Origin of the sequence: Clostridium sp. AM29-11AC, assembly GCF_003480545.1 — a bacterium.
Lineage (GTDB): Bacteria > Bacillota > Clostridia > Lachnospirales > Lachnospiraceae > Otoolea > Otoolea saccharolyticum_A.
On record NZ_QUJI01000008.1, the window covers coordinates 1 to 15543 of the forward strand.

Genomic DNA, 15543 nt, shown 5'->3' on the forward strand with positions numbered 1-15543 from the left:
TCTACAATTATAGGCAAAACTTGAGGATCAGGAAATCCGCAGGAATATTTGGCGCTTACCATAAAACTTTTATTTCATACAAATGGAGCGAAGCTCAGCAGCTTAGAGATGATATTATTGACGCACTTGGGGAGGATGCATCTTATTATAAAGGAGAAACAAGTGATTCGCCTGATTTGACTGATACAACAACGGATAATATTAAGAAAAATTTGAGAGATATGATGTATGATACATCTGTTACAATTGTTATTATTTCCCCACACATGAAAGAAAGTAAATGGATAGATTGGGAAATAGAGTATTGTTTAAAAGATGAAACCAGAAAAGGAAGAACATCTCATAATAATGGTGTTGTGGGAGTTATTATGAAATACAATGGAGGATATGATTGGTTTAAAACGACACATAGGAATGCAGATGGTTGTTCATCGACTACATATGAGGAATCGAAAGTATATGATATCATAAATAACAATCGTTTTAATCAAAATCCAAAAAAATATAGTTGTGATGTATGTAAAACAGTAAATTCATTAACAGGATCTTATATTGCATATGTTGATGAGGAAACTTTTTTAGCAAACCCGTTCAAATATATCAATAATGCTTATGATAAGAGTGAAAATAATGCATCGGGTTACGACTTGACCAAGACTAGATAAAAATAATGATGTTTGAGAGAAATAAGCCTCTTAACTTTGTTGATTTTTGCTATAATAACTTCGTAGCAACAGTTCATTGTAAGTCAATGGAAATTCTGTAATAGAGATAAAAAAGACATATTGCAAATAAAAATTTAATTTTTTTCTTTAAATTTTGGATGTGCAGAGTCAAATTCGAATGAGGAGTAACCGATAGTGATGAGATGTAATAGTTTTGTGATGCGTTTGTAATAAGGTGTTAATCAGTCATTTGATTTATAAGGTTTTGCAGTTATGTGAATGTTATCTGAGTATCCGAAAGAGAACTTGTAAGACACCGATAGAACTCACAATGAATCATAAAAACGGAATTGCGGTACTGTGCTTCCAGAATGGCGGTTCAGAATCGCCCGGAATATTCAAATGAAATATTATATTAAACAAGATAAAGATTCAGGTCTTCGTAATAACAATATTGATGATTAGAAGCTTAACGAAATGTTTATAAATTGGATCTTTTTAAGTATTCATAATAATTCCCAAAAAAGAAAAATATTATCACGATTCTATACGATAAAGTACCGGATTTAATATAAAGGAAAATATAAATTTATGAAATTTACAATAGGAACTGCTTCAAGTAATATGGAATTTGAAGAAGATTATAAACTTATAAAAAGCGCATTGCTTTATGCTGATGAAATAGAATTAATCGGGATGGCAGAATATGCTATTTACAATTATTTGCCAAAATGTTTTTCTAATGCAAATGATATAGAAAAGATTCTTACATGTTTTATTCCTTTCTTAAATGCATTTGATAATGAAAACGCTAAGGAAATAGTTCAACAATTAAATTCTTTGACACAACAAATTGATCCATATATGCCTTATTTAAGAAAAAAACATAAAAGAAATAAACAGGAAATTTTTGCTCAGATTAAAATGCATCAAGTTGAAAAAATATGTAAAGCTAGTTTGGAAACAGAGTTTAATAATTTGCTTAATCAAACGGGAGCAAGACAGATACAAAATTTAATTGATAGGAAAATAATTACAGTATATGATTATTCTTATACAGGCTTTAGTGTGGATGAATTAACAGGGGGATATTTTGGAAACCTGTTAGGGACAATCAAACACGGTAAATCATATCCATTGTTTGATAATATAAGTTCTGAAATTGTGGGCACTGTAATCAATAGTAAAATTATTGATTTTAGTAAAACTGATAAAGAAATTATAAGACATGCGGGCATTGCAAACAATATATTGTCAACTTTGCCAACTTTAGAAAAAGCAACAGTGGATGAGATTTTAGATTTTAAAAAAGAAATGAAGATTCCATTGGAGAATTTTAGGACAGCAATATATAATTTTTCAGAAAGAATTACATCAATGCCCTGGGATGATGATTTTCAGTACGAATGTATTAAATTGTACGATACAGAGGTTATTCCTAAAGTAAATGAACTGAATGAACTATCAAGTAACACAAGTGTTTTAAAAAATTTTGGAAACCGTGTATTAGCTGATGAAGAAGAAAGAAGAAGACTTGGTTATGTAGGAGCAGGATTAATAACAACGATTACAACAGATGCTAATATTGTGCAGGCGTTAGGAGTATTGGAAAATTTGATAAGAACGGGTGCAAAAGTTGGATTAACTGCAGCGGGAGTTACAGCGTTTTTAAAAACAGCAGATTTGGTTAATCAGGCATATAAAGAAGTGAAAGAGAAAAAATCTGAAATGCTAAGGAATGTTATGTATTATTACTATAAAGCTAGTAAAAAAATATCATAATAAAAAATATATAACCTGATTCATTTGTTATATGAAAAATCCAACACAACATCAGTGTATTGATATAGTTTGAGGTGAATAAACGGAGTGGCTACATTTTGGCTACAAAAATATTATGAACGAAACGAATCATGCATATAAAATAACATAAAACGGCCGAAATGCGAATTCATAATACATGTTATTTATATCCGTACAAATATAAAAGTGGAGTTTGAATAAACAAAAATGTTTAGGAAATCCAGCGTTTATGCGGGTTTCCGGCATTTCAAAAAGTCTTTTGATAACAATTTGATAACAGTTGCATGAAAGCCATTATTCTTGTAATCCAGTGGTTTTGGAGTTGGAGAATGATAGAATGGTGGCTGTGCAACGAATAATCCATATTCAGAAAGCCCTTAGCTGTGGGTAGTAGCTCATAGCTAAGGGCTTTTTGTCGTCTTTATGCAGCCTGTTCAAAAATTTGTTTTTGCATATTCAAATAGTATTTTAAATCAGCAGAGGTTTTTTTATGAAAATATTTTGGTCGGTTTATGGAGCGTGTACTAATATTGTTAGCTTCTGCCAAACGTCTGGTGAAATCAAATATGCAATTTATTAAGTCACTGAATTGAGCGGCAGAAATATTGAGGTTAATAGACTTCTTTGGATTATTTTTTTCGATTGCTTCGATGGAGTTAATAAGATTATCCAAAATGTCAATATTTAAAGCTCCGTTACGGGCAGAATCTACGTACTCCTGTAAAGCTAATCCAAATTGCATGTCAAGTTTTCTTTGCTTACGATGTGCGATGTAACCAACAGTACCAGCAACTATACCGCCTACGACAAGGACACCGCTTATTATAAAGGTTTCCTTTTGGTGTAATCGAACAAAGTCAATAGCTTTGGATGCACCTTCTTTGGCAGCATCAGTTATGGTAGGAATATGTTTAGCTATTCTTTTATTGTCAACGTTTTTGGCTAAACCGTATAGCTCTAAGGCACCTGATTTGACACCTTCATATGTTTTATCGTCTATATTGAGATAAATAGGAACAATAGGCATTTTATATTAACTCCCTTATTTGTTGGAATCTTGCTCATTGAGCATTTTGACCAGAGCGTCGCTGAGTTCCTGGGACGGAACTTTTGCCCAGATCTGTGTGGTATCGAACTCCGGATAGTGATAACGCCAGCTATCATATTCGTCTTTGCTGATTTCACCGGAAGACAGCTTGTCAGCCTGTTCTTTCCATGTATACAGCATTTTCAGCAGTTCGTGAGCTTCTTTTCCTTTGGAGGTATCGACTTTCAGACAGATTTCCTCATCTGCTTCGCTGACAGTCAGACCGTACACATCTTCCAGGGTAAATAAAGTGTGCATCAGACCGACATAGCTGTCAATGTCAGGCACATCGAGGGCATGAGGGGAAACATCCAATGCCTGTGCCAATGCTGCGGTAAGTTCTGCTTTGGGTTTCCGTGTTCCGGTTTCATATTGTGCTAAGCGTACATCGGCACTTCGCTCCGGAAAGCCGACAATCGTACCCAGATATTTTTGTGTCATTCCACGCAAAAGGCGGAAAAAATGGATTCTCTCTCCAATCGCCATAACAGTATTCACTCCTTACACATGATATACATGGAGTATAGCAGATATGTTTAATGAAAGTCAATATAATATAAAACAAAAAAGTTTAATATTTTCCGGAAAGCCACTTGACACAAACAAATATGCTTAGTATAATGAGATTAAAATTAAACAAATAAGTTTAATAAAACTGAATGACCGTCCGAACAGCACAAACCGCCAAGACCTTGCCAGAAAGCAAGCGAGCACCTGATCTGCTGCGGCAGATTGGGACAGCACAGCACCGAACAGGGGATGCCTGCTGGAACTTCCTTCGGATAGAACGGCAATAAAAAATCAAGGAAAGGGATGATAAGATGAACAACAAATTTATTTGTGCCGAAGAAGTGGCACAGGAACTGAGCGTATCAAAGCCGTATGCCTATAAGCTGATTAAACGGCTCAACGATGAGCTGAAAGAAAAAGGATTTATTACGATTTCCGGACGAGTGAACCGCCAGTATTTCAACGAAAGACTCTACGGAATGGGAAAGGGGGAGCAGTGATGCCGGTATTTAAGAACGAAAGCAATGGAACATGGTATGTGATGTCCAGATATGTCAACTGGAAAGGCGAGCGTAAGCAAAAATGCAAGCGTGGATTTGCTACCAAGAGGGAAGCACAGGAATGGGAGCGAATGTTTCAGTTGCAGAACTCGTCAGACATGGACATGAGCTTTGAAGCATTTACGGAACTGTATATCCGGGACATGAAAAGCCGACTGAAAGAAAACACATGGATGACCAAGGAGCATATCATCCGCACAAAGATTTTGCCATATTTCGGAAAGCTGAAAATCAGCGAGATTTCCACAAAAGAGGTTATCGCATGGCAGAATGAAATGCTTGCTTATCGGGACGATAAGAGAAAACCGTATTCCCAGACCTACTTGAAAACGCTGCATAATCAGTTGTCAGCTATCTTCAATCATGCTGTGCGTTATTACGAGCTGCGTTCCAATCCAGCTGCTAAAGCAGGAAACATGGGGAGTGAGGAACATAAGGAAATGCTGTTCTGGACGAGAGAGGAATACAAGAAGTTCTCCTTCGAGATAATGGACAAGCCAATTTCCTTTTATGCGTTTGAAATGCTTTACTGGTGCGGCATCCGGGAAGGAGAATTGCTGGCACTGACCGCAGCTGATTTTGATTTTGAAAAAGAAACCGTCAGAATCAATAAATCTTATCAGCGGTTACACGGAGAAGATGTGATTACCACACCGAAAACAAAGAAAAGTAATCGTACCATTAAGATGCCGAAGTTCCTCTGTGAAGAAATGCAGGAATATTTGCAGATGCTCTATGGATTGAAGAAGAAAGACCGCATTTTTACCATCACAAAAAGCTATCTTCATCACGAGATGGACAGAGGGGCGAAAGCCGCAGGGGTAAAACGTATCCGTATCCATGATTTAAGACACAGCCACATCAGTCTGCTGATTGATATGGGATTTTCGGCAGTGGCGATTGCAGATCGTGTAGGACACGAAAGCATTGACATCACTTATCAGTATGCTCATCTGTTCCCGTCCAAGCAGACGGAAATGGCAGATAGATTAGATGACGTAGGGAAAGGAGAGTTTGAAAATGTCAGCTAAAAACAGAGATAACAAAAACCGTTGGAGAAACATCACGGTGGGATTCCGGGTATCACCCGAAGAAAATGAACTCATCAATAAGGCAGTTGCTTTATCAGGACTGCCAAAGCAGGAATACTGCTACCGCCGCTGCCTGAATCAGGAGATTGTGGTACAGGGCAACCCGAGAGTGTATAAGGCACTCAGAACGGAGCTTGCAGAAGTTCTTACAGAATTAAAGCGGATTGAAGCCGGAAACAGCGTGGATGAGGAGCTGCTGAATGTGATTGAGTTGATTGCCATTATTCTTGGCGGTCTGAAAGGAGAGGATGAGAATGGAAAATAAAAAAGAAAAGACTGCCCCGGATGTATCTGTTGGCGCAGATACGGAGCAGCCACTTTTCAAAAACACTACCAGTAGTATATCCGAGTATGAGGGAAATATCAAGAGTTTTGAGGAAATGCAGCGAGAAATGCAGTTGAGCTTAGACCCATCCTATCTCAAAACTGTTTCCATGAACGAGCTGTTTGATACGCAGTATGGGAGCAAGCAGCCGTTGATTGACGGTCTGCTTTATCCCGGAACTTATATCTTTGCAGGTTCGCCAAAACTGGGAAAGAGCTTTCTGATGGCACAGCTTGCCTATCATGTCAGCACAGGAACACCGCTCTGGAATTATACAACCCGGAAAGGAACGGTGCTGTACCTTGCTCTGGAGGATGATTACCGCCGTTTGCAGGAGCGTTTGTACCGGATGTTTGGAACAGAGAGTACGGATAATCTTTACTTCTCTGTTTCTGCCAAACAGCTTGGAAAAGGACTGGATGAACAGCTTACAAGATTTGTGGCAGAGCATACGGACACGAAGCTGATTATCATTGATACGCTTCAGAAAGTGCGTGAGGTTGGAGGAGATAATTACAGTTATGCCAATGATTATCAGATTATGGCGAGACTCAAAAGTTTTGCGGATGCTCACTGCCTTTGTATGCTGCTCGTACACCACACACGAAAGCAGAATGCGGATGATAAGTTTGACATGATTTCCGGAACAAGTGGACTACTGGGAGCGGCAGACGGAGCCTTTCTCCTTCAGAAAGAAAAGCGGACGGGCAATGCAGCAACGATGGAGGTATCCGGCAGAGATCAGCAAGACCAGAAGTTATATCTGGTTCGCAATACAGAAACCCTGTTGTGGGATTTACAGAGGGCAGAAACGGAATTGTGGAAAGAACCGCCGGAGCCTTTGTTGGATGAGATAGCGGAACTGATTCTGAAAGAAAATTCTTATTGGGAAGGTTCTGCAACAGAGCTGGCATCGTTGGTCAAGGTTGAAGTTCAGCCTCATGTGATTACAAGAAAATTGAATGTTCTTGCAGGAAGATTGTATGCAGAGCATGGGATTTATTTTAGAAGCGAGCGTACCCATGAGGGACGAAAACTGAGGTTCTGGAAAGACGTTACAGACAAAGCGTGACAGTTCGTGACGGTTGTGACGGTATTTTTGACAGCGGAGCCGGTATCAAAATAACCGTCACTGCTGTCACATACCGTCACGGAAAGGATGGATGGAATGAAAAATGTGCAAATATCACAGGAATTATTCATGCAGTTACTTCGGTTTCATTTAATGGAGGATGTAGATTGCGAGAACGAAATCAAACAGGAATTAGAGAAAAAACTGGACAAGATGGTAATGCGTGACCTGTATGGAAAGTTCAAAACTGCTCCGACAGAGGAAGAACGGGAGCAGGCGAGAAAAGAATATCTGGACAGGCGTGGAGTGCCGGAGAGTTTTCGATGGTAATTTTTCCTTGATGATAAGGACAGGAGCGTGGCACGCCCCTGTATATAGCAGACAAGAGAAAATTTGGAAAGGAGAACCGTGTAATGAGAGAAGGAAGATTAGGTTACAACTGTGAAAATGGCAGATATGGATTGCTGTCCATGGACTTATGGGTAGATACAGGCTTTCACTGCGGAGAGTGCATGGAAGTGCTGGTGGATGATAAGTGGGTAAAGACCAGAATGGAGATGAATCCAGCAATGGAATGGTATCTGGTGGGAACACCGTATTGCGGCGATCTGGAGTACGTCCGGGCAAGAATACCGGAGTGATCTAAAAAGAAAAACAGCCCGGATACGGGCATATAAAATGGGTGGATACGCCCAAGATGAAAAGCATAAGCCAGGCAGCTACGGCTGACCAAAGCACTTACAAAAGCCCTCGGCGTTTGAGAGCGAAATACACCCATCGCACAAATCTGACGATTTATGCTCAGCGTATTTCGCCCTGCCGGGAGCTGTGCCGCCGATAGGCGGATAAGTTCGTAAACAGGTGCCTATGCACCTACTCACAGCAAAGCAGGCGAGAACCGGAAAGGAGAATGCTTATAGGCAGACATTCATTTATCAGACAAAGCAAGCTGTCCGATGTGGCAGGGAGAATAGATTATATTTCCAATCCGAAACGACAGGAGCATTTATATGCGACCTACCAGACGGATGGAGTAACACAGGAGTTCTGGAAGAATCTTGCCAGAGAGAATCAGTTGGATTTTAAGGCAAGCGGAACAACCGGAACATGTATTGAAGGGCGTGAATTTATCATTGCACTTCCAGAGCGTTTTGTAGAGTACGAGCCTGATGATGTGGTCAGACTTTTTACAGACAGCTTTCATAAAAGATATGATGTGGAATGCAGTGCAGCACTTCATCACAATAAGAAAATGACCAATTATCACATTCATCTGGTATTCAGTGAGCGGAAAATCCTGGAGCATCCCGAAGTGAAAATTGCTACCAGAAATATGTTTTATGATGAACAGGGCAAGCATAGACGGACGAAAAAAGAAATTTTAGATGAGCAGGGAAACATCCGGACAGGGTGCAGCATTATCCCAAAAGGAGAAGTCTACGAAAGCCATATCTTCACGAAGAAAGAGGAGTGGTTTAAGAGCAAAGCATTTACAAGAGAAGTCAAAGAAATGTTCACGGAGATCATCAACTGTCATGTGAAAGAAGAATCAGAAAAGCTGTCTGTTTTTCAGCAGGGCGGTGTGTATCTGGCAACGAAGAAAATCGGGAAGAACAACCCGAAGGAAGCTGAGATACGAGCCGACAATGCAGCAAGGCAGGAATGGAACCGGACAGTGGATGTAGCATTGGTGGAAGGTGTCCCGGAAGAAGATATTCTGAAAGTAAAGCAGGAAGAAATCACAGCCAAAACGGTACAATCTATAAGGACACACGGCTGGCTGCCAGATAGGCTCCGACAGATTATCCGTGGGGCGAAAGACATTTTGCAGGAGATGATTTTCAAATTTAAGCTGCCGCCGAAGCCAGTACCGAAGATTGATTTGCAGGAATGGAATGATATGTGGATATTGATGGAGACGATCCAGAAGCAGTCACAGGAAATGAAACACACACAGCAGGAGATTTCTTCTCTGAAGAAACAGCTTTCCGAAACAAAGGGATTTTTCAAAGGAAAAGAACGGAAGTCTTTAGAAAGTAAAATTGAACAGGCAGAGAAGCAGGAGATGCGGATACACACGGATATGGAGCAGAACGTAAAACAGGCAGGTTATCCAGATGTTCAGTCCTTTACAAAGGCGTATCACAAATCAGAGGAGCTGGTCAGGGAATATAACAAGGAGCTGCGGGAGTGGAAAAATCAGACAGCACAGAAAAAAGAACAGACATCAGAACCGCCGACAAAGGCAAGTGTGTTGAAAAAAATGCACAGCTATCAGCAGGAAGGCAGACAGCAGCCGAAGCGGTCAACAAAGAAGAAGTTCAAGGATATGGAGCGATAAGAAAGGTGGAACAGATTATGAAGAAAACAATTTTTGAAGAAATGGGCGGCACTTATATCAGATATGGGGATTATTTTATCCCCTGCCTTACCTTGCCGAAGGAGGAAGAACAGAGATTTGTTGGTGTATGGGGACAAAGACATTTGAAGTATTTGAAGGAATACCGTAGGAATGTATATCTTGATTTGCTCATGAGTGGCAGACTGAACAGCTATCTGGCAGATATAGAGGAACAGGCACAAGAGCGATTTGAAGGGATCATAGAGCAGATGAAGCAGGCACAGGGAATCACAGAGCAGATGAAAGCAGAAAATGCCTGGGAATGGGTAGGTAGAATGAATAACATACAGGCGTGTGCGAGGGAGATTGTGGATAGAGAACTTATTTATCAATAATAAAATGAAAATGATTTCCAAATTATATTGACAAAAGGAAATAATATGATAAAATGAAAAAGGTTTTCAAATTGAAAGGTGAGGTGATGGATTTGGCGAAAGCACCCTATAAGACAAAGCAAATGACCGAATTACTTACCTTTTTGAAATCAGTTCAAGGCAGCCATGTTACCGTAAATGACATTTGTGAATATTTTCAGACAAAGGGGATATCCATTGGAACCACAACTGTTTATCGCCATCTGGAAAAAATGGTCGGAGAAGGTCTGGTTGCTAAATATGTTGTAGACGGAACCAGTAGTGCCTGTTTTGAATATATAGGCAGCCATGAAAAAGAAAATCAGATGATATGCTATCATTGTAAATGTGAAAAATGTGGAAAGCTAATTCACTTGCAGTGTAATGAAGTGGAAAGTCTGAAACAACATATGATGGAACATCATGGTTTTGAGATGGATTCTCTGCGTACCGTATTTTATGGAATATGCAGTGAATGCAAGAAAACACAAAATTAAAAACACAGTGTGATTGTGGGAAAGGAGAAACAAATGAATACGAAGAAAAAAAGAGTATTTTCAATGGCAGTATGCATTTTATTCTTATTTGTTACATTTGCTTCTCTTTTCTATATTGTAAAAGAAGAAAATCATCACTGTACAGGCGAAGACTGTCCGATTTGTGCCAATATTCATCAGGCAGAGCAGACATTAAAAAACATAGGGAACGGTGCAATTACGATTGTGACCGTAAATCCTGTGTGTATATTGTTTGCATTATTGATAGTAGGTCAGTTTTTACTTGTTTCTGATACATCTCTTGTAAGTCAAAAGGTAAGACTAAACAATTGAATAAAACTTTTTTATAAGGCGGAAAGGGTAGTCCTAAGGGTGTACCTTTCTGTTTTTGTACCCTTTTTTAGAAAAGTTAAGATAAAAACGGAGGTTTTATTCAATGAAAAAATATATTTCTATTCTTTTAGCGGCAGTTATGGCAGTGTGCTGTCTTTCTGCTTGCGGTCAAAATAATTCCAATACCAATACACAGGCAAAAGATAATAATGATAAGCAGGTTAAAGTTGTTACAACCATATTTCCAGAATATGACTGGGTGAAAGAGATTGCAGGAGATGAAGTATCTAACATGGATCTTACGATGCTTCTTGACAATGGAGTAGATTTGCATAGTTATCAGCCTACTGCGGATGATATTATGAAAATTTCTGATTGTGACCTTTTTATTTATGTTGGCGGGGAGTCAGATGCATGGGTAGAAGATGCATTAAAGGAAGCTGTTAATAAAGACATGAAAGTCATAAATTTATTAGATGTGCTTGGAAGCAGTGTAAAAGAAGAAGAGGTTGTTGAAGGCATGGAAGCAGAGGAAGAAGAGGAGAAAGATGGAGCCGAGGAAGAACCAGAATACGACGAGCATGTATGGCTTTCTTTAAGAAATGCAAAAGTTCTTTGCAAGGCAATCGCTGATGATCTTGCTGAAATAGATACTGAAAATGCGGATACTTATCAGAAAAATGAAAAGGCTTATACAGATAAACTGGATGAACTGGATAAGAAGTATCAGGAAACAGTAGATTCAGCTTCACAGAAAACACTGTTATTTGGGGACAGATTTCCGTTCCGATATATGGTAGATGATTATGGATTAAATTATTATGCAGCTTTTGTTGGATGCTCAGCGGAGACAGAAGCCAGCTTTGAAACAATTACATTTTTAGCAGGAAAGACAGATGAACTTGGATTGAAAAATATTATGACAATCGAAAAGTCTGACCAGAAAATTGCGAAAACAATTATTGAGAATACCAAAGAAAAAAATCAGGGTATTTTAACATTAGATTCTATGCAGTCAACGACATCTGATGATGTGAAAAAAGGAGCGACTTATTTTTCAATTATGGAAAATAACTTAAATGTTTTGCAGGAGGCATTGCAGTAGGAGGAGCTATGGAACAGATTATCTGTCAAAATCTGGCGATTGGATATGATGGCAGAGTGCTGCTGCAAGATATCAACTTTTCTGTGAAAGATGGAGATTATCTTTGCATAATCGGAGAAAATGGCTCTGGTAAATCAACCTTGATGAGAACATTGCTAAACTTGCAACAGCCCATTCATGGAAAGATCACGTTTGAATTTGGAGTAAAGAGCGATGAAATCGGATATTTACCACAGCAGACGATAATACAAAGAGATTTTCCAGCATCCGTGAGAGAGATTATTCTCTCCGGATGCCAAAATCGTGTGGGCATGCGACCATTTTATAATAAGTCAGAGAAAAAACGTGCAAGTGAAATGATGGAAAAGTTGCAGATTACAAATCTTAAAAGCCGATGCTATCGGGAATTATCAGGAGGACAGCAACAGAGGGTTTTGCTTGCAAGGGCATTATGTGCAACCAGAAAAATATTATTATTAGATGAACCGGTATCTGGTCTTGATCCGAAAGTAACGGATGAGATGTATCGTATTGTTGAAAAAATAAACAGGGAAGATAAGATTACGATTATTATGATTTCTCACGATATAAAAGCAGCCATGAAATATGCCAGCCATATTTTACACATTGGAGAAAAAGTATTTTATGGAACGAAGCAGGAATATGAGAGAATGAGAGAAGGTGTACTGTTTGATTGATAAAATGATTTTTTATTTTCAGTACCCATTTGTGAGGTATGCTTTGATTGTTGGTGTGTTGATTGCACTCTGTTCTTCTTTGCTTGGTGTTACTTTGGTATTGAAGCGTTTTTCTTTCATAGGAGATGGTTTATCTCATGTGGCATTTGGAGCTATGGCAGTAGCATCCGTTTTGAATTTTACAAATAATATGATATTTATTTTGCCTGTAACGGTTATTTGTGCGGTTTTGTTATTGCGGACAGGACAGAACACAAAGATAAAAGGAGATGCAGTGATTGCTATGATTTCGGTAGGAGCGTTGGCAATCGGTTATCTGCTGATGAATCTGTTCGCTACAGGGCCAAATCTTTCAGGAGATGTGTGTAGTACATTGTTTGGCTCAACGTCCATATTGACATTGACAAAAGAACAGGTGTTATTATGTAGCGTCTTGTCAGTTATTGTAGTGGCTGTTTTTGTTATATTTTACAATAAAATTTTCTGTGTTACATTTGATGAAACATTTGCAAAAGCTACGGGAATGAAAACCGATTTTTACAATCTGCTAATTGCTGTTATTACAGCAGTGATTATTGTTCTTGCAATGAATTTAGTCGGTTCGTTGCTGATTTCTGCACTGGTGATATTCCCGGCATTGTCTGCAATGCGAGTATACAAGACATTTTTTAACGTTACGATATGCTCTGTTATATTATCGGTAATCTGTGCAGTGATTGGGATTTTACTGTCTATTCTGGCAGGAACTCCGGTAGGATCAACGATAGTGGCAATCGATATTGTAGCATTTATGGTTAGTTGTGCTATTGGAAAAATAGGAGGACGCTCATGAAAAAGTTGATTAAATATATGATGCTGTTCTTGTGTATTTTACTGATGACTGGATGTAGTAATAAAAAGAGTGTTGGTGGGAAAAATATCACTACGGCAAATTCTGTTGATAAGATAATAAACGAGCAGATAAATAATGAAAATAAAGACAAAACAACGGACAATAAGAATCTTTTGTCCAGTAACGATTCAAGTAAGGGAACGGAAAATGCTATAAAAGATACAGAAGGTACGCAAAAAACGAAGGGAACTGTTGATTACGACCTTACGCAAATGAGTAGTGATCTGGTATATGCAACAGTATACCAGATGATGGTTACACCTGAAGAATATGAAGGAAAAACGTTCCGAATCGATGGAAATTTCTATGCTACATATTACGAGGCTACAAAAAAATATTACTTTTATTGCATTATTCAGGATGCAACTGCCTGTTGTGCTCAGGGAATGGAATTTGTATGGGGAGATGGTACACATATTTATCCAGAGGAGTATCCGGAAGATAATGCAGAGATTGTAGTTGAAGGAATCTTTGAAACATATAGGGAAGAAGGAGAGGACAATCTGTATTGCAGATTATCTGATGCAACATTACAGAACGAAAATTAAAAATATGTTGATTTTCTAAGCAAAGTTGCTTATAATTTGTATCGGAACATATTGCTATTATCCACAGTTGCTTGAGTTGTGTTATCAACAGCGATAACAAAATGATAACATTACCTTATACAGGCAGGATAATATGGATAGGTCAAATAATCAAAAGAAAGACAACTATGATAGCAAATAATCCCTAAACAAAATTGATTAGTAGTTGTCGAGTTTGAATAATTGAATATTTTACACGGGTTATTTTATATGACAGGTATTCCATAGGATTACCTGTCATATTTTCAATATATTAACTTTAAACTTTTGGATTGTTGTCAAGCAGTATTAAAAAGAGGGTAGAGTAATGAATTTTTATGAGGTTTTTACGCCAGGCGGAGTGCCAACGTATACGTATAATCCGAGAGACAGTTATAATTTAGAAGTGAAAAGAATGCGAGCAAAAAGGAACCTTTGTAAATTGATGATTGTTACAGGACAGACTAAAATGGGAAAAACTGTTTTAGCCGAAAAAGTATATAATCGTGGAAATGATAGTATATGGGTTGATGGTGGAGAAATATCTGATGAAGAATCATTTTGGGATAACATTGTTTCACAATTAGAATTGCCTACACAGTATGAAGATCAAAATACGTCTGGTGTAAATTTTGCTGTTGAAGCAGGAGCGGAAGGGCAATTGAAATTTTGTTTTTCAGAGGCGAGGCCCCAAGGTAGTGTAAAAATTGAACATGGTAGACTAAAAGGTGTAGTATCTACAAGTAAAATGAGTAATAAAATGGCGAGCATTAAATATCTTACGGATAATAATATACCTTTAATTGTCGATGACTTTCATTATAGAAAAAGAGATATACAGACTCAACTCGTTAGAGCATTAAAATCTCCAATAATGCATGGATTACCTGTAATTTTCATTGCAATTCCAAGTAGAAAATTTGATGTATTGAAGGTTGAGCGAGAAATGACCGGACGGATAGAAATGTTTGAAATTCCTGCATGGTCAGATGAAGAATTGATGGAAATAGCTAATAAGGGTTTTAAAGAGTTACATGTTGAGGTGCCTTTTTCGGTAATAATGAAAATGGCAAAAGAGGCTATGGGGAGTCCACATTTAATGCAAGAGTTTTGTAAAAAGATTTGTGAAGAATATAAAATAGAAAAGAAATCGTTACAAAGAATCAAATTGGGAGATGATATTGCATTAAGTACAATATTTAAAGAAATTGCCAAAATCAGTGGAAGAGAACTTTTTGAAAAATTAGCTAGAGGACCTCGTCAACGTTCAGATAGGATACATAGACAGCTGAAAAGCGGAAAAAAGACAGATATATATGGTGTAGTTATGGAGGGATTAAAAAGTATGAAACCAGGGGTCGTTTCTATAAGTTATGAAGAATTTAGAAGTTGTTTAAAAGAAATAATAGATGATGTCCCTCAGTTGCATGAGATTTCTAGAGTTTTAGAAAAGATTGCGGAAATATCATATGATGCAGGTGCGTCTACGCCGGTAATTGATTGGGATAAAGATGAAGCTATGTTAACCATAACAGATCCATTCTTTGCTTTTTATTTAAGATGGTGCTCAGAATAAATAATATGG

Annotated in this window: 19 protein-coding genes; 17 read left to right on the forward strand and 2 right to left on the reverse strand. The window is 38.1% G+C overall.

What is annotated here, in order from left to right; all coding sequences use genetic code 11:
• Nucleotides 1–665: TIR domain-containing protein (locus DW757_RS07695; protein ID WP_347559974.1), on the forward strand; the 665-nt coding region annotated here is incomplete at its 5' end.
• A gap of 591 nt (nucleotides 666–1256) precedes the next feature.
• A complete protein-coding gene (locus DW757_RS07700) occupies nucleotides 1257–2447 on the forward strand; it encodes a hypothetical protein (RefSeq protein WP_118751420.1) in 1191 nt (396 codons plus the stop codon).
• Between the two features lie 442 nt (nucleotides 2448–2889).
• Here the strand turns inward: DW757_RS07700 and DW757_RS07705 are convergent, their stop codons facing one another.
• Both DW757_RS07705 and DW757_RS07710 read right to left on the reverse strand, forming a co-directional pair.
• Complete coding sequence (locus DW757_RS07705) at nucleotides 2890–3495, reverse strand: hypothetical protein (RefSeq protein WP_118751421.1); 606 nt, start codon at nucleotides 3493–3495, stop codon at nucleotides 2890–2892.
• Between the two features lie 15 nt (nucleotides 3496–3510).
• The gene (locus tag DW757_RS07710; protein ID WP_008399483.1) at nucleotides 3511–4041 is read right to left on the reverse strand and encodes a helix-turn-helix transcriptional regulator; all 531 of its coding nucleotides are present in this window, start codon (nucleotides 4039–4041) and stop codon (nucleotides 3511–3513) included.
• 335 nt (nucleotides 4042–4376) lie between these two features.
• Between DW757_RS07710 and DW757_RS07715 the strand changes: the two genes are divergently transcribed.
• The 15 genes from DW757_RS07715 to DW757_RS07785 all read left to right on the forward strand — a co-directional run bounded on the left by DW757_RS07715 (nucleotide 4377) and on the right by DW757_RS07785 (nucleotide 15534).
• Nucleotides 4377–4565 (forward strand): transcriptional regulator, encoded by a 189-nt coding sequence (locus DW757_RS07715; protein ID WP_008399482.1) that lies wholly within the window; start codon nucleotides 4377–4379, stop codon nucleotides 4563–4565.
• The gene (locus DW757_RS07720) at nucleotides 4565–5656 is read left to right on the forward strand and encodes a site-specific integrase (RefSeq protein ID WP_118751422.1); all 1092 of its coding nucleotides are present in this window, start codon (nucleotides 4565–4567) and stop codon (nucleotides 5654–5656) included. Before DW757_RS07715 ends, DW757_RS07720 begins: the two co-directional genes overlap by 1 nt.
• Nucleotides 5646–5981 carry a hypothetical protein gene (locus tag DW757_RS07725; protein ID WP_008399480.1) on the forward strand — a complete coding sequence of 112 codons (336 nt, stop codon included), beginning with the start codon at nucleotides 5646–5648 and terminating at the stop codon, nucleotides 5979–5981. Before DW757_RS07720 ends, DW757_RS07725 begins: the two co-directional genes overlap by 11 nt.
• Nucleotides 5971–7113, forward strand: coding sequence for a helicase RepA family protein (locus tag DW757_RS07730; protein ID WP_008399479.1), 1143 nt, complete (start codon nucleotides 5971–5973; stop codon nucleotides 7111–7113). Before DW757_RS07725 ends, DW757_RS07730 begins: the two co-directional genes overlap by 11 nt.
• A 96-nt stretch (nucleotides 7114–7209) precedes the next feature.
• Nucleotides 7210–7443, forward strand: coding sequence for a complexin-2 (locus tag DW757_RS07735; protein ID WP_083794792.1), 234 nt, complete (start codon nucleotides 7210–7212; stop codon nucleotides 7441–7443).
• Nucleotides 7444–7526: 83 nt separating this feature from the next.
• Nucleotides 7527–7754: a DUF5348 domain-containing protein gene (locus tag DW757_RS07740; protein WP_044931899.1), complete on the forward strand. Its 228-nt coding sequence runs from the start codon at nucleotides 7527–7529 to the stop codon at nucleotides 7752–7754.
• A 269-nt stretch (nucleotides 7755–8023) separates the two neighbouring features.
• Nucleotides 8024–9454 (forward strand): MobA/MobL family protein, encoded by a 1431-nt coding sequence (locus DW757_RS07745; protein ID WP_118751423.1) that lies wholly within the window; start codon nucleotides 8024–8026, stop codon nucleotides 9452–9454.
• Nucleotides 9455–9471: 17 nt separating this feature from the next.
• Entirely contained in the window at nucleotides 9472–9849 is a 378-nt protein-coding gene (locus DW757_RS07750) for a TnpV protein (protein ID WP_008399648.1), read from the forward strand.
• A gap of 53 nt (nucleotides 9850–9902) precedes the next feature.
• Nucleotides 9903–10364 carry a transcriptional repressor gene (locus DW757_RS07755; RefSeq protein WP_182433274.1) on the forward strand — a complete coding sequence of 154 codons (462 nt, stop codon included), beginning with the start codon at nucleotides 9903–9905 and terminating at the stop codon, nucleotides 10362–10364.
• Nucleotides 10365–10397: 33 nt separating this feature from the next.
• Nucleotides 10398–10697: a hypothetical protein gene (locus DW757_RS07760; protein ID WP_044931946.1), complete on the forward strand. Its 300-nt coding sequence runs from the start codon at nucleotides 10398–10400 to the stop codon at nucleotides 10695–10697.
• A gap of 103 nt (nucleotides 10698–10800) precedes the next feature.
• On the forward strand, nucleotides 10801–11802 hold the full coding sequence (locus tag DW757_RS07765) for a metal ABC transporter substrate-binding protein (protein WP_008399653.1): 1002 nt from the start codon (nucleotides 10801–10803) through the stop codon (nucleotides 11800–11802).
• A gap of 8 nt (nucleotides 11803–11810) precedes the next feature.
• Entirely contained in the window at nucleotides 11811–12500 is a 690-nt protein-coding gene (locus tag DW757_RS07770; RefSeq protein WP_008399655.1) for an ABC transporter ATP-binding protein, read from the forward strand.
• Between the two features lie 4 nt (nucleotides 12501–12504).
• Entirely contained in the window at nucleotides 12505–13332 is an 828-nt protein-coding gene (locus tag DW757_RS07775; protein ID WP_008399656.1) for a metal ABC transporter permease, read from the forward strand.
• A complete protein-coding gene (locus tag DW757_RS07780; RefSeq protein ID WP_118751424.1) occupies nucleotides 13329–13940 on the forward strand; it encodes a hypothetical protein in 612 nt (203 codons plus the stop codon). Before DW757_RS07775 ends, DW757_RS07780 begins: the two co-directional genes overlap by 4 nt.
• Nucleotides 13941–14286: 346 nt before the next feature.
• Nucleotides 14287–15534 (forward strand): hypothetical protein, encoded by a 1248-nt coding sequence (locus tag DW757_RS07785; protein WP_118751425.1) that lies wholly within the window; start codon nucleotides 14287–14289, stop codon nucleotides 15532–15534.
• Nucleotides 15535–15543: the final 9 nt, after the last annotated feature.

Bases quoted from the DNA above. Each gene is read 5' to 3' on its own strand.
- DW757_RS07700 (WP_118751420.1), top strand. From the start codon at position 1,257: ATGAAATTTACAATAGGAACTGCTTCAAGTAATATGGAATTTGAAGAA.
- DW757_RS07705 (WP_118751421.1), bottom strand. From the start codon at position 3,495: ATGCCTATTGTTCCTATTTATCTCAATATAGACGATAAAACATATGAA.
- DW757_RS07710 (WP_008399483.1), bottom strand. From the start codon at position 4,041: ATGGCGATTGGAGAGAGAATCCATTTTTTCCGCCTTTTGCGTGGAATG.
- DW757_RS07715 (WP_008399482.1), top strand. From the start codon at position 4,377: ATGAACAACAAATTTATTTGTGCCGAAGAAGTGGCACAGGAACTGAGC.
- DW757_RS07720 (WP_118751422.1), top strand. From the start codon at position 4,565: ATGCCGGTATTTAAGAACGAAAGCAATGGAACATGGTATGTGATGTCC.
- DW757_RS07725 (WP_008399480.1), top strand. From the start codon at position 5,646: ATGTCAGCTAAAAACAGAGATAACAAAAACCGTTGGAGAAACATCACG.
- DW757_RS07730 (WP_008399479.1), top strand. From the start codon at position 5,971: ATGGAAAATAAAAAAGAAAAGACTGCCCCGGATGTATCTGTTGGCGCA.
- DW757_RS07735 (WP_083794792.1), top strand. From the start codon at position 7,210: ATGAAAAATGTGCAAATATCACAGGAATTATTCATGCAGTTACTTCGG.
- DW757_RS07740 (WP_044931899.1), top strand. From the start codon at position 7,527: ATGAGAGAAGGAAGATTAGGTTACAACTGTGAAAATGGCAGATATGGA.
- DW757_RS07745 (WP_118751423.1), top strand. From the start codon at position 8,024: ATGCTTATAGGCAGACATTCATTTATCAGACAAAGCAAGCTGTCCGAT.
- DW757_RS07750 (WP_008399648.1), top strand. From the start codon at position 9,472: ATGAAGAAAACAATTTTTGAAGAAATGGGCGGCACTTATATCAGATAT.
- DW757_RS07755 (WP_182433274.1), top strand. From the start codon at position 9,903: ATGAAAAAGGTTTTCAAATTGAAAGGTGAGGTGATGGATTTGGCGAAA.
- DW757_RS07760 (WP_044931946.1), top strand. From the start codon at position 10,398: ATGAATACGAAGAAAAAAAGAGTATTTTCAATGGCAGTATGCATTTTA.
- DW757_RS07765 (WP_008399653.1), top strand. From the start codon at position 10,801: ATGAAAAAATATATTTCTATTCTTTTAGCGGCAGTTATGGCAGTGTGC.
- DW757_RS07770 (WP_008399655.1), top strand. From the start codon at position 11,811: ATGGAACAGATTATCTGTCAAAATCTGGCGATTGGATATGATGGCAGA.
- DW757_RS07775 (WP_008399656.1), top strand. From the start codon at position 12,505: ATGATTTTTTATTTTCAGTACCCATTTGTGAGGTATGCTTTGATTGTT.
- DW757_RS07780 (WP_118751424.1), top strand. From the start codon at position 13,329: ATGAAAAAGTTGATTAAATATATGATGCTGTTCTTGTGTATTTTACTG.
- DW757_RS07785 (WP_118751425.1), top strand. From the start codon at position 14,287: ATGAATTTTTATGAGGTTTTTACGCCAGGCGGAGTGCCAACGTATACG.